Origin of the sequence: Salinimicrobium terrae DSM 17865 (genome assembly GCF_000424665.1) — a bacterium.
In the GTDB taxonomy this organism is placed as follows: Bacteria; Bacteroidota; Bacteroidia; order Flavobacteriales; family Flavobacteriaceae; genus Salinimicrobium; species Salinimicrobium terrae.
In genome coordinates this window covers 15,624-28,865 of record NZ_KE384223.1, presented here as the reverse complement: position 1 = coordinate 28,865, position 13,242 = coordinate 15,624, and the positions used below count along the sequence as shown (strand labels likewise).

At 41.7% G+C, this 13,242-nt stretch carries 10 protein-coding genes; 9 read left to right on the top strand and 1 reads right to left on the bottom strand.

Going from position 1 to position 13,242, the window contains the following annotated elements:
* The first annotated feature begins 20 nt into the window (after nucleotides 1-20).
* From H148_RS0116320 to H148_RS0116285, 8 genes are all read left to right on the top strand, one after another.
* On the top strand, nucleotides 21-1,193 hold the full coding sequence (locus H148_RS0116320; RefSeq protein ID WP_029035749.1) for an efflux RND transporter periplasmic adaptor subunit: 1,173 nt from the start codon (nucleotides 21-23) through the stop codon (nucleotides 1,191-1,193).
* Nucleotide 1,194: 1 nt separating this feature from the next.
* Entirely contained in the window at nucleotides 1,195-4,647 is a 3,453-nt protein-coding gene (locus tag H148_RS0116315) for an efflux RND transporter permease subunit (protein WP_029035748.1), read from the top strand.
* Between the two features lie 132 nt (nucleotides 4,648-4,779).
* On the top strand, nucleotides 4,780-5,976 hold the full coding sequence (locus H148_RS0116310; RefSeq protein ID WP_029035747.1) for a glutamate-5-semialdehyde dehydrogenase: 1,197 nt from the start codon (nucleotides 4,780-4,782) through the stop codon (nucleotides 5,974-5,976).
* Nucleotides 5,960-6,781 (top strand): glutamate 5-kinase, encoded by an 822-nt coding sequence (gene proB / locus H148_RS0116305; protein ID WP_169578594.1) that lies wholly within the window; start codon nucleotides 5,960-5,962, stop codon nucleotides 6,779-6,781. Before H148_RS0116310 ends, proB begins: the two co-directional genes overlap by 17 nt.
* A 532-nt stretch (nucleotides 6,782-7,313) precedes the next feature.
* Nucleotides 7,314-9,068, top strand: a complete 1,755-nt coding sequence (aspS, locus tag H148_RS0116300) for an aspartate--tRNA ligase (RefSeq protein WP_029035745.1) — start codon at nucleotides 7,314-7,316, stop codon at nucleotides 9,066-9,068.
* A gap of 33 nt (nucleotides 9,069-9,101) precedes the next feature.
* Entirely contained in the window at nucleotides 9,102-10,895 is a 1,794-nt protein-coding gene (locus H148_RS0116295) for a chloride channel protein (protein WP_029035744.1), read from the top strand.
* Entirely contained in the window at nucleotides 10,892-11,143 is a 252-nt protein-coding gene (locus H148_RS0116290; protein WP_029035743.1) for a hypothetical protein, read from the top strand. Before H148_RS0116295 ends, H148_RS0116290 begins: the two co-directional genes overlap by 4 nt.
* Before the next feature lie 101 nt (nucleotides 11,144-11,244).
* On the top strand, nucleotides 11,245-11,439 hold the full coding sequence (locus H148_RS0116285; RefSeq protein WP_029035742.1) for a cold-shock protein: 195 nt from the start codon (nucleotides 11,245-11,247) through the stop codon (nucleotides 11,437-11,439).
* A 58-nt stretch (nucleotides 11,440-11,497) separates the two neighbouring features.
* Here H148_RS0116285 and H148_RS0116280 read toward each other — a convergent pair whose 3' ends face one another.
* Entirely contained in the window at nucleotides 11,498-12,451 is a 954-nt protein-coding gene (locus tag H148_RS0116280; protein WP_029035741.1) for an NAD-dependent epimerase/dehydratase family protein, read from the bottom strand.
* Nucleotides 12,452-12,570: 119 nt separating this feature from the next.
* On the opposite strand from H148_RS0116280, the gene H148_RS0116275 reads away from it, so the two are divergent.
* Nucleotides 12,571-13,146, top strand: a complete 576-nt coding sequence (locus tag H148_RS0116275) for a hypothetical protein (protein WP_029035740.1) — start codon at nucleotides 12,571-12,573, stop codon at nucleotides 13,144-13,146.
* Nucleotides 13,147-13,242 lie beyond the last annotated feature (96 nt).

Here is a 13,242-nt window from a genome sequence, read left to right as displayed (position 1 = left end):
AAACTACGAATCCTAAAAAGATGAAAAAAATAAACTTAATAATAGTAAGTCTCCTGATCCTTATTTCCTGTGGAAAAAATGAATCTGTTGATGAAGTCATTGATAATGGAGACCTCAGTGAAATAAGGGCCAAAAAGGCCGAATTAAGTGCTCAGCAAAGTGAACTATCTTCCCGGATTAGTCAATTGGATGCCGCAATCGAGAAGCTTGACATCAACAACGAATTCACTCTTGTAAGTGTTAAGAAAGTGTCAGATTCCCTGTTTAAGCATTATGTCGAGTTGCCGGGAGATGTGGAAACCAAACAAAATATCATCATTTACCCAGAATATTCAGGTATTCTTCGAAATGTGAACGTGGATGAAGGTGACAGGGTTCAAAAAGGGCAAATTCTGGCAAGAATTGACGAAGGTGGATTAGCAAGTCAGCTGGCGCAAATGGAAGCCCAGGAAGCTCTTGCAAAAACAACCTTTGAAAGGCAACAAAGACTTTGGGAACAAAATATAGGCAGCGAGATACAATTTCTTGAAGCCAAAACAAATTACGAAGCGATTCAAAATTCGGTAAACCAACTGCGATCTCAATTGGCAAAAACTGTTGTTAGGGCACCTTTTAGCGGAGTTATTGATGAGATCTTTACAGAGCAAGGGGAAGTAGTTGTGCCGGGACAAAGCAGGTTATTCAGGTTGATCAATCTTTCGGATATGTATATCACCACAGCGGTACCGGAATCCTACCTCGCAAGTGTAGAAAAAGGAACTGAGGTTATGGTGGAAATTCCGGCCGCCGGAACTTCCTTTACCAGCACCGTGCGACAGGTGGGCAATTTCATTAATCCCAATAACAGGACCTTCGAAATACAGGTGGCAGTGCCTTCAAATAATGAACAGATCAAACCTAATCTCATAGCTACTGTAAGAATTAACGATTACACTTCAGAAGAAGCCATTATAATACCAGAGAATGTGATCCAGAAGAATTCCGCAGGAGAAAATGTGGTTTATGTAGTAAACCAGGAAACCGACACTACGGGAGTAGCGCAGAGAAGAATTCTGGAAACAGGCCTGGCCTATGATAATGCGGTAGAAGTACTTTCTGGTTTGCAGCCCGGTGATATGCTTATAACAAGTGGGGCCCGCAGCATTCAGGAAGGAGAACAGGTAAAGATCTATAACAGCAACGTATTGAACTGAAATGAAATTAGATAAAGATTTTAAACTTTCTTCCTGGGCCATTGAGAACCGTATGACCGTATATGTCATCATCGCCATCATTTTTATTGGTGGGTTGATGTCTTACTACAGTATGCCGCGCGAGTCATTTCCGGAAGTAATTGAGACAAAAATATATGTAAGTTCCATAAATCCAGGGAACTCGGCTGAAGATGTCGAGAAGTTCATCACAGAGCCTCTCGAAGAGGAATTCAATAATATTGCAGGGGTACAGGACATTTCCTCCACTACCCTTCAGGATTACTCTCTCGTGATCGTGGAATTCGATGAAGATATTTCGGTCGATGCGGCAAAACAAAAGGTGAAAGATAAAGTTGATCAGCAAAAAGCTGCAACTACCTGGCCCACGTTGGACAATGGAGCCAAGGTAGAACCAAATGTGTTCGACCTTAATATTTCAGAAGAAATGCCTATCCTCAACGTGAACCTTACCGGGGATTATCCTGTGCAAAAGCTGAAGGAATACGCTGAATACCTGCAGGACAGGATCGAACTGCTGCCACAGATAAAAGAGGCATCTGTACGGGGAGCCGAAGAAAAAGAAGTGGAGATCGCCGTAGATATTTACAAGATGACCGCTTCCAAAGTGAGCTTTCAGGATATCATTAGTGCTGTGAGCATGGAAAACCAGACCATATCGGGAGGAAACGTGATCACAGGAGGTATTCAGAAAAACATTCGCATCCTGGGAGAAATCACAGATCCCGACCAGTTGATGAATGTGATCGTAAAAAGAGAAGACGGAAATGTCTTTTTGAGAGACATAGCCGAGATAAAATTCCAGGAACAGGAACCTACCACCTTTGCCCGTGAATATGGGGAGCCCGTGGTGATGCTCGATATTAAAAAGCGTGGTGGGAAGAATATGATCGAAGCCATAAATAATATTAAGGAGATCGTAAACACAGAACAGGAAACTTATTTTCCGGACGATCTTCAAATAAGCTTTTCCAATGACCAGTCTACCACTACAGAGAATATGGTGGACGATTTGGTGAACAACATTATTTTTGGAGTTATCCTGGTGGTGGTTGTTTTGATGTTCTTTTTAGGCTTCAGAAATGCTCTTTTTGTGGGGTTTGCAATTCCGCTGTCTATGTTCCTATCCTTCATTATCCTCTCCAGTATAGGTTTCACCCTTAATACTATGGTGCTTTTTGCCCTGGTTATGGGACTGGGAATGTTAGTGGACAATGGTATTGTAGTAGTAGAGAACGTATACAGTCTTATGGACCAGGGAATGCCGCGTATGAAAGCTGCGAAACAGGGAGTTGGTGAGATAGCCTGGCCCATTATCGCATCTACCGCGACTACCCTTATGGCTTTTTTCCCGCTGGGATTATGGCCGGGAACTATAGGGAAGTTCATGATCTACTTTCCAATCACGCTTTCGGTAGTTCTTGGATCATCGCTGTTCGTCGCATTGATCATCAATTCAATGCTTACATCGGAATTCATGAAGACTGAGGAGAAGGAATTAACAAAGAAAAAACTAATCCGTATAAGCGCTATTTTAGCGGGGACAGGAATAATCATACTTATTGCCGGCTTCGTTCTGGATCTTGGGGGTCTTCGGGCGATTGGAAACCTCGCCATACTTGCAGCCATTTTATTGTGGGCTTACAAGTATTTTTTAAGTCCCTGGGTGGAATTTTTCCAGTACCGGGCCTTAAAAAAACTTGAGAGAAAATACGAATCCACCCTCCGATTCTCCCTTCGCGGAAGGAATTCTTACCTGGTTTTCTTCGGAACCGTCGCCCTGTTAATCCTTTCTTTTATCCTGGTGGGGATTGTTCAGCCAAAGGTGCTTTTCTTTCCTGAAAATGAACCCAACCAGATCATCACCTATATAGAATTACCGGAAGGGACAGACATTAGAAAAACCAATGAGATCACCAAACAGGTTGAGCAGCAGGTTTATGATGTAATAGAAAAATACGAAGATGAAGACGGATACAATTTTATGGTAGAATCGGCTATCTCGCAGGTAGGTCAGGGCGCCGGAAATCCGCAGACAGATGGCGGCCAGCAGAACGATATGCCGCATAAGGGAAAGGTCACTCTTTCTATGCGAGAGTTTAAAGACCGACGCGGAGTGAGAAGTAGCCACGTCCTTTCTGAAGTCCGTGAAGCCGTACAGGGAATTCCCGGCGCGTCAATTATTGTGGAAAAGGATGCCGCGGGACCGCCTGTAGGATATCCCATTAACATGGAATTGAAAGGGGAAGACTATGAACAGATGTTAATCACTGCCGAAAACCTTAGGGAACGAATTCAGGAAATGAATATTCCCGGGATCGAGGAATTGCAGATCGACGTCAACAAATCAAAACCTGAACTTAATGTAACTGTTGACAGGGTAAAAGCCGGACAACTTGGTGTATCCACCGGCGCAGTTGGACAGACCTTACGGAGGGCAATCTATGGAGAAGAGATTTCAACATTTAAGGAAGGAGATGAAGATTATCCAATCAATGTAAGGTTTAATCAGGACTTCAGGTACAACGAAAATGCGTTATTCAATCAGCCTATTACCTTTAAAGATCAGAATACCGGTGAAATAGTTCAGGTACCAATTTCTTCGGTCACCAAATCTGAACTCACTTCGGCCTTCAGCTCAATAAAACGAAAAGACCTGAAGAGAGTGATTACTCTTTATTCAAACGTACTGGAAGGCTACAATGGAAATGCTATTGTAGAGCAACTTCAAACCGAACTGGCCTCTTATGATTTACCACAAGATATTTCTTTGGAGTTCACAGGGGAGCAGGAACAACAAGAGGAGAATATGTCATTCCTGTTGAAAGCACTTATCATTGGATTGGGAGGAATTCTACTCATCCTTGTTGCTCAATTTAACTCAATTCCAAAACCTTTGATCATCCTTATGGCGGTGTTCCTTTCGTTGGCAGGAGTGTTTTTGGGCTTAGTGGTTTTCCAGATGGATTTTATCATTATCATGACCATGATGGGAATTATCTCTCTCGCGGGAATCGTGGTAAACAATGCCATAGTACTGGTTGATTATACCCAGATCCTTATTGACCGTAAAAAGGATAGTTTGGGAATTGAGGACAATGATCTCCTGACAAAAGGCCAGTATTTTGAGATGATCGTGGAAGGCGGTAAGTCAAGATTGCGTCCTGTACTTTTAACTGCCATTACGACAGTTTTAGGATTAATTCCCTTGGCGATAGGCCTTAATATTGATTTTTTCTCACTTTTTACAGATTATGATCCTCAGGTTTATATTGGAGGAGACAACGTGATCTTTTGGGGGCCACTGGCGTGGACAGTGATCTTCGGACTCATCTTCGCAACCTTCTTAACCCTTGTGGTTGTGCCGGCTATGCTTTATTTGGTAAACCGGGGAAGGGTGAAAATGAAAAATAAAAGAGAAAGAAGACTTGCCTAAAAGGGCATTTTTGACACCTGTTATTGATAAACCTTCGGAATTATCCGGAGGTTTTCTTTTTTATTCCGCACAATGGCAAAGTGTTTGGACAAGACGGGACAGGATAATTTAATATTAATTAAAATTCAAAGAATGAACACTCAGTTAACCATTGAAGAACGTAACGCAGTTTTGGTCTCAATGGCAAATCTTGTGGAAAAAGAAAAGAATAACATTTTAAAAGCAAATAAGATCGATCTCGACAATTATTCGGGTGAAGATCTGGCTATGGAAGACCGGCTAAAAGTTGATGATTCCAAGGTAGAAGGAATGATCGCTTCATTAAAACATTTAGCTTCCCAGGAAGATCCTGTGGGAGTGGAAAGGTTCAGTTTTAAGCATGACAACGGAATGCAGGTTTATAACAGGACCGCATCCTTTGGGACAGTGATGATCATTTACGAATCTCGTCCCGATGTTACCGTGGAAGCTGCGGGAATCGCCTTCAAATCAGGAAATAAAATCCTTCTAAAAGGCGGAAAAGAATCCCTCAATTCCAACCTCGAAATTGTAAAGCTATGGCACAAAGCCCTGGAGGACAATAACATTTCTCCAAACTGGGTAGAATACCTTCAGTTTGACAGAAAACAAACCCAGGAGTTCCTTGCAAATCCAAGTCAGCAGGTTGATCTTGTAGTGCCAAGAGGTGGCGAGCGTCTTATTAAATTCGTAAAAGAGAATTCTTCGGCACAGGTGATCGTGAGCGGTCGGGGTAATAATTTTGTCTTTGTAGAAAAAAATGCAGATACAGATATCGCTCTGGACGTAATCCTTAATGGAAAAACCGGAAAGATCTCTGCCTGTAATGCAGTAGACAAAATACTTATTGATTCAGCTCTTCCGAACAAAGAGGAATTTTTGAAGGAGCTTCAGAAAGCGCTTGCAGACAATAATGTAGAAATCATTGCCGACAGGTCTCTTGAAGCAATGGAAGGAAGCAGACCGGTGCAGAGTGAAGATGAGTGGTATGAAGAATTTCTGGACTATAAAGCCCTGATTGGAGAAGTTGATTCGACCACAGAAGCTATTGCAAAGATCAACAAATATTCAGGAGGTCATTCCGCATCTATAATCTCAAGAGATGATAAAACAGCGCAAAACTTCATGGAGAATGTTGACAATGCAGCTGTATATCATAATGCTTCCACCCGGTTCACAGATGGCGGGCAATTAGGACTTGGTGGCGAACTTGCAATTAGCACAGACAAATTACACCAACGCGGGCCAATTGGTCTGCAGCATTTAGTAACCAATAAATGGTACATACACGGAAATGGACAAACTCGATAAAATTTTAGAACAGAATAATATAGGAATGGAAACTCCAAAAAAGAAGAAGAGAATACTTTTAAAATTAGGTTCTAATACATTAACTAAAGAAACCGACCATATTTCAAGAGGAAAAATAGAGGATATAGGCCGGCAGATCGCTACTCTAAAGGATGATTATGAATTCGTGATCATTAGTTCGGGTGCTGTAGCAGTGGCTAAACAGTTTGTAAACCTGGAACGCAGTGGGGAGAATATCGACGTAAAGCAGGCCCTTGCATCAATTGGCCAACCGCACCTGATGCGTATTTTCCAGGAGAACTTTAGAGAACTGGGATTACTGATAGGACAATGTCTACTTTCGCCAAATGACTTTAACAATGAAGAGTCAAGACAAAATATCATTAACACGGTGAATGTCCTGGTGGAAAATGATTATATCCCAATCATCAATGAAAATGATACCTCTTCTACAGATGCGATAAAGTTTGGAGATAATGATAATCTGGCGGCGCAAACCGCAGCACTTCTAAATGTAGACTTGTTTATTATCGCGACAAACACGCATGGTGTATACAAGAAAGGTACTATTGAAGCAAAAACTCCTGAAACCATTAGAAGGGTCAATGATCTTGAAGAATTGAAAAGGGAGGTAATGAGCGAAACAAAATCTGCTCACGGTACCGGCGGAATGGGATCGAAAGTTTCGGCTGCCGCCATCACCCAAAAAGCTAAAATCGAAACCTGGATTGTGAATGGATTGGATGATAATTTCATCCTGAATGCTATTAATGACAAGGTGCATTTTACCAAGATTGGTCATTAGGTTTTAATTCCGGATTATAGAAATATAAAAAGGTTGTGCAGAAATGTGCAGCCTTTTTCATTTTTAATAACAAATTCCAAGCATCAAAATTCCAAATATTTTCTCCAAAAATGTCCCGTAGGGACAGGATATTTGTAGAATATAAAACCAACCTTAAATAATTGTCCCGTGGGGACGTAAGCTTGGTTAAAATATATTTGTGGATTCCTGGCAGAAAAATCTTTCCCGCAGATATCCATAGGGACGACAAATATTAGGAATCGGCACAGATTACAAATCTGTGCTCACATCCCTCGGGAAAAAAAGATCTGCCATAATCAGCCGGAAAGATTTAATGGCCGGCAATCGGGTTCAGCCAACGGCCAACAGCTAATAGCCAAAAGCTTAAAACACAAAAAGATTCGTGCCATCGTGGCAAAAAATTTATTTCGACCCAACATTCTATCAACTTTTAACCATTAACTTTTTCCAATCCTTCCTCAATCCCGTGATAACTTCTTATTTTTGCTCCTCTTAAAAGATCAAGAAGACTATGTACAGAAGCCATACCTGCGGGGAATTAAGATTGGAAGACAAAGGAAAAGAAGTCATCCTTTCCGGATGGGTGCAAAAAATTCGGGATAAAGGTTTTATGGTATGGGTGGACCTGCGGGACCGGTATGGCCTCACACAGCTCATTTTTGATGAAGAACGTACTCCAAAGGAGATGATAGATAAAGCTTCTCAACTGGGTCGTGAATTTGTGATTCAGGTTACAGGAGAAGTGATAGAGCGGGAATCCAAGAATCCTAACATGCCCACCGGGGATGTGGAGATCCTGGTAACCGAATTAAAAGTTTTGAACTCCGCACAGCTTCCTCCGTTCACAATAGAAGATGAAACCGACGGTGGCGAAGACCTGCGTATGAAATACCGATATCTTGATATTCGCCGGAATCCAGTGAAGAATAAATTGATCTTCCGGAGCAAGGTTGCCATGGAGGTGCGGAAATTCCTTTCTGAAAAAGGCTTTATTGAAGTGGAGACTCCGGTTTTGATCAAATCTACGCCTGAAGGAGCACGTGACTTCGTGGTACCAAGCCGAATGAACGAGGGACAATTCTATGCTTTACCCCAATCGCCGCAAACTTTTAAGCAGCTGCTCATGGTGGGTGGAATGGACAAATATTTCCAGATCGTAAAGTGTTTTAGGGATGAAGATCTGAGGGCCGACCGCCAACCGGAATTTACCCAGATCGATTGTGAAATGGCATTTGTAGAACAGGAGGATATCCTCAATACTTTTGAAAATTTCACCCGTCACCTCATCAAGGCAATAAAAGGTGTAGACGTGACCGAATTTCCCCGTATGACTTATGACGAGGCAATGAAGAAATACGGAAATGACAAACCGGATATCCGTTTTGGAATGAAATTCGGGGAGCTTAACGACCTCGCAAAGAACAAAGGCTTTAATGTATTCGACAGCCAGGAGCTGGTAGTGGGAATTGCTGTTCCCGGAGCTGCTTCTTATACTAGAAAAGAGATTGATAAATTGATCGAGTGGGTAAAACGTCCACAAATCGGTGCTAACGGACTCGTCTGGGCAAAATACAATGATGATGGATCTTTAAAATCTTCTGTAGATAAATTCTATTCTGAAGAAGATCTTAAAGCATGGGCAGAAAGAACAGGAGCTAAAGCCGGGGATCTTATTCTGGTAATGGCGGGTGATGCGAATAAAACAAGGACTCAGCTCAGTGCATTACGTATGCACCTTGGGAATGAACTGGGCCTTAGAAAAGCTGACGAATTTGCTCCGTTATGGGTAGTTGATTTTCCCCTTTTAGAGTGGGATGAAGAAACAAAACGCTTCCATGCAATGCACCACCCCTTTACCTCTCCAAAACCTGAAGACATTAAATTACTGGATACAGATCCAGGAAATGTGCGTGCAAACGCATACGACCTTGTATTGAATGGCAATGAAATAGGAGGAGGTTCGATCAGGATTCACGACAAAAGTACGCAGGCGATGATGTTCGACCACCTGGGATTCACTCCCGAAGAAGCTAAAGCACAATTCGGATTCTTAATGGATGCTTTTCAATATGGAGCACCTCCACACGGAGGAATAGCCTTTGGGTTCGACAGGCTGGTAGCTATTTTAGGAGGCCAGGAAACCATTCGCGATTACATTGCATTTCCCAAAAATAATTCCGGAAGAGATGTAATGATCGATGCTCCTGCGAAAATTGGAAAGGATCAGCTTAAAGAATTAAATTTAGAAATTACTGCTAATTTATAATCCTACGGCTGCAGGATTATTTTATCCACACCTATGCCGGGCATAAAGAGAAATCCGTTTTTACTCAAGTTCCTGGTATGGAGGACCAAATATGTCTCTCACCGCCAGTTTTTAATGGTGCTGGCTGCGGTAATTGGTTTCCTCGCCGGCCTCGTGGCTGTAGTTATAAAAAACCTTACCGCCTTTATTCAATTACTTCTTGAGGGGGAGCTCATTGTCAATTATCATGATGCCTTTTACTTTATTTTCCCACTCATGGGTCTGGCACTCACGCTGCTCATCATCAGGTTTGGGATAAGGAATAAAATCGGGAATGGCATACCTACCACCTTGTACGCTATTGCTCAGAGAAAAGGACTCATGCAGAGATTTCAATCTTATGCCTCTCTCCTTACCGCTCCTGTAACAGTAGGATTTGGAGGTTCGGTTGGATTAGAGGCACCAACTGTAGCTACGGGAGCTGCTATAAGTTCCAACCTCTCCCGGCTTTTTAAAATGAACCAGGCAACAAGGACGCTGTTGATTGGTTGTGCCGCTGCAGGGGCAATGTCATCACTTTTTAAAGCCCCAATCGCTGCTATAATTTTTGCTATAGAGATCTTTGCACTTGATCTTACTCTGGTGTCAATGATCCCGTTGTTACTGGCATCGGTATCGGCTATTTTGACCTCCTATTTTTTCTTCGGAAATGACATCATTCTGCACTATACTTTAACCGATGAGTTTGATATCTCTGAAGTTCCCTTTTATATTCTACTGGGAGTAGTAGCATCTTTATGTTCGATTTATTTTACAAAAATTTATTTTCGACTTACCGGGAAGTTTGAAAAAATGGGTAACACTTTTTTCAGGCTTATGGTTGGCGGTGCCGGCCTTGGAATTCTTGTGTATTTCATTCCTCCGCTATACGGGGAAGGTTATGATGTGATTAATAACTTACTGGAAGGAAATTACCTCGAGGCTTTGGGAAGCAATCTTTTTAATGAATACCTGGACAATATCTGGGTAGTCATTGCGCTACTGGCAGGTCTGGTAATTTTCAAGATCATTGCCACGGCTTTCACTCTTGGTGCCGGGGGTGTTGGAGGGATCTTTGCACCTGTACTTTTCATGGGGAGCGCGATGGGACATTGCTTTGCACTTATTATTAACCATTTAGGATTTTTGAAAACTCCGCTTTCGTTGAGCAACTTTACCCTTGTGGGAATGGCGGGGCTAATGGCGGGGATCATGCATGCCCCTCTAACTGCGATTTTCCTTATTGCCGAACTTACCCGTGGTTATGACCTTTTTGTTCCGCTTATGATCACTGCTGCAATATCTTTTGCAATTACCAATCAATTCCAGTCAAATTCGGTCTATACCCTGGATTTGGCCTCACGTGGAGAATTGATCACCCATAACAAGGATCAGGCTGTATTGACGCTTCTTAATATAAATCAGGTAATAGAAAAAAACTTTATTCCGCTAAACATTAATATGACCCTGGGGGATGTTATTAAGGAGGGGGTGATTAAGTCCTCACGAAATATTTTTCCTGTGATTGATGATGAAAAATGTTTTAAAGGAATTATTTTGTTGGACGACCTGCGCCCTATTATGTTTCAGCAGAACCTGTACGACGAAGTAAAAGTGGGTGAAATTATGCAGGTTGCGCCAGAAATTATCTATCTTGACAGGGACAGGATGAGTGATGTGATGAACAAATTTCAGCAAAGTACAGCCTGGAACTTACCGGTTGTAAAAGAGGATAAATACGTAGGATTCGTGTCCAAATCAAAATTACTGACCGCCTACAGACAAAAATTAATAGAAGTAACAATATGAAAACCCTAGCAACTCTTACCCAGATAGTAGCCATTCTAATTGGAATATCATTTCTTATAGGATTCTATGTAATGCAGGTGCAAAGTGACGAAGTTTTAGGAAACAGGATAATTGGCCTCACGGTTTTGGCTAGTGTATTCATTCTTTTGCCTATGTTCCTGGTATTGCGCTGGCGGGGAAAAAAATTAAAAGATTACACTCTTTCCAAGGAAAATTTAGATAAAATGAAGGAACAGAAAAGGAAGTAACTGCCACGTTTTAAAATTTTTAGAAATAAATAACAATTTGATTACACCCTTTTTCAATTATTAGATTATGTTTGTACTTTAATAATAATTATTTTTTTACAATGGAAGGTACAGTTAAATTTTTCAATGAATCAAAAGGTTACGGATTCATTACCAACGACGACACAGGAAGAGACATCTTCGTACACGTTACCGGGTTAAATGGTGAAACACTTAACGAAGGTGATAAAGTTGAATACGTCGAAGAAGAAGGAAGAAAAGGATTGACCGCAACTAGAGTGCGCGTGATCAACTAATCATATTAGTTTTTAGTTCAATCAAAAAGTCCTGCACGATGTGCAGGACTTTTTATATTTATACATGATGGACCTCCTTGATGCCTTCAAGCATTTCCAGAGTCATTTTCTCCAGATCAAATTCATGTTTCCAGCCCCAGTCTTCCCTTGCTCTGGAGTCGTCAATACTGGACGGCCAGGAATCTGCTATAGCCTGCCGGAAATCGGGTTCAAAAGAGATTGTAAACTCAGGAATATACTTTCTAATAGAAGCTGCAAGGGTCTTAGGAGTAAAGTTAAGAGCAGAAAGATTATAAGAGGACCGAATCTTCACCTTTTCTGAAGGAGCATCCATTAAAGATATCGTAGCTCTTATAGCATCATCCATAAACATCATTGGCAGCTCCGTATCTTCTTTAAGGAAGGATGTGTATTTTCCATTTTTTAAAGCTTCATGATAGATCTCCACCGCGTAGTCTGTGGTTCCACCACCCGGCAACGTCTTGTAACTTATTAAGCCAGGGTAACGTATGCTGCGTACATCTACCCCAAACTTCCTGTGATAATATTCACACCAGCGTTCTCCTGCCTGTTTACTTATTCCATACACCGTTGTTGGTTCCATAACCGTAGTTTGCGGCGTGTCCTGCTTTGGAGTTGTAGGCCCAAAGACGGCTATACTCGAAGGCCAGAAAACTTTACTCACTTTTCCCTCTTTTGCAAGGTTTAGAACGTGGAACAAAGAATCCATATTTAGGGCCCAGCCTTTCATAGGAAACTTCTCGGCAGTGGCGCTGAGCATGGCTGCCATGAGATATACTTGATCGATCTCGTACTGTATCACCAGGTCTTCGATCTGGTTGTAATTAGTAGCATCGGCAATTTCAAAAGGTCCTGAAGCCATTAATTCCCTGTTTCCTTCCCGAATGTCACAGGCAATTACATTCTCCTGCCCCCGTTTCTCCCGAAGGGCCATAGTTAATTCGGTTCCTATTTGTCCGCATGCACCAATTATCAATATCTTTGAAGCCATAAATGTTCTGTTTCTAAGTAAAAGCAAAGATATTCAATTCGGGAAAGATGAGGAATTCCGCAGTCTTAAAACATGATCATTACTGATATTAAAATGCCCTAAAAGCATACCTTTAGAAAATGAGAAGAATTTTTTTGTTAATTTCATTTATCACTTTCTTTTCCTGTACAGAAAAACAGGAGGCAAAGGTTCCTGCTGTACAAACTGAAAGATCATTTTCAGACCGATTGGAAAATAACAGTAACCGTACAGTTAATCTATTGCCCGAAGCAAGACAGGTCGCAGGAGAATGGCTGGCTTATGCTACTGCACAAAATGAAATCCAAAACCTGGAAAATAGTACAGGACTGGACATCATGAATTCTTCTAACAATCTTGTACAGATCATGGAGAATCTTCAAACCACGCTCCCGGATACCCTTCGCAGTAAGGCCGTGGAAGCACGTACTAATGTTCTTTATACAAAGTCTCAGGTGCTGCACCAGCTCTCCACCAAAAAACAGAAAAACCCGGACGAGATCTTTAAAATCGCTAATGATCTTATTGTAGAATTTGATAATTTTAAACTACAGCTAAACGAACTCTTTCTTAAAACTCCGGAGAATTTTGAAACGGAACTGGATGAGGAATTTGAAGAATCCCTCCAGCCGGACAGTACCGGAACAATACCGCTCTTCAGGGAGAGGGAGATTTAAATAAAGCGTCTGTTTACTGTTTACGGTTTTCCACTGCTAACACTCTTAAACGCCTGCCTACTAAAGACTGAACACTGCCCACTCCTGATAAGCCAT

What these genes read in the sequence shown, in the direction of transcription:
- H148_RS0116320 (WP_029035749.1), top strand. Translation starts at nt 21, where the DNA reads ATGAAAAAAATAAACTTAATAATAGTAAGTCTCCTGATCCTTATTTCC.
- H148_RS0116315 (WP_029035748.1), top strand. Translation starts at nt 1,195, where the DNA reads ATGAAATTAGATAAAGATTTTAAACTTTCTTCCTGGGCCATTGAGAAC.
- H148_RS0116310 (WP_029035747.1), top strand. Translation starts at nt 4,780, where the DNA reads ATGAACACTCAGTTAACCATTGAAGAACGTAACGCAGTTTTGGTCTCA.
- proB (WP_169578594.1), top strand. Translation starts at nt 5,960, where the DNA reads ATGGACAAACTCGATAAAATTTTAGAACAGAATAATATAGGAATGGAA.
- aspS (WP_029035745.1), top strand. Translation starts at nt 7,314, where the DNA reads ATGTACAGAAGCCATACCTGCGGGGAATTAAGATTGGAAGACAAAGGA.
- H148_RS0116295 (WP_029035744.1), top strand. Translation starts at nt 9,102, where the DNA reads ATGCCGGGCATAAAGAGAAATCCGTTTTTACTCAAGTTCCTGGTATGG.
- H148_RS0116290 (WP_029035743.1), top strand. Translation starts at nt 10,892, where the DNA reads ATGAAAACCCTAGCAACTCTTACCCAGATAGTAGCCATTCTAATTGGA.
- H148_RS0116285 (WP_029035742.1), top strand. Translation starts at nt 11,245, where the DNA reads ATGGAAGGTACAGTTAAATTTTTCAATGAATCAAAAGGTTACGGATTC.
- H148_RS0116280 (WP_029035741.1), bottom strand. Translation starts at nt 12,451, where the DNA reads ATGGCTTCAAAGATATTGATAATTGGTGCATGCGGACAAATAGGAACC.
- H148_RS0116275 (WP_029035740.1), top strand. Translation starts at nt 12,571, where the DNA reads ATGAGAAGAATTTTTTTGTTAATTTCATTTATCACTTTCTTTTCCTGT.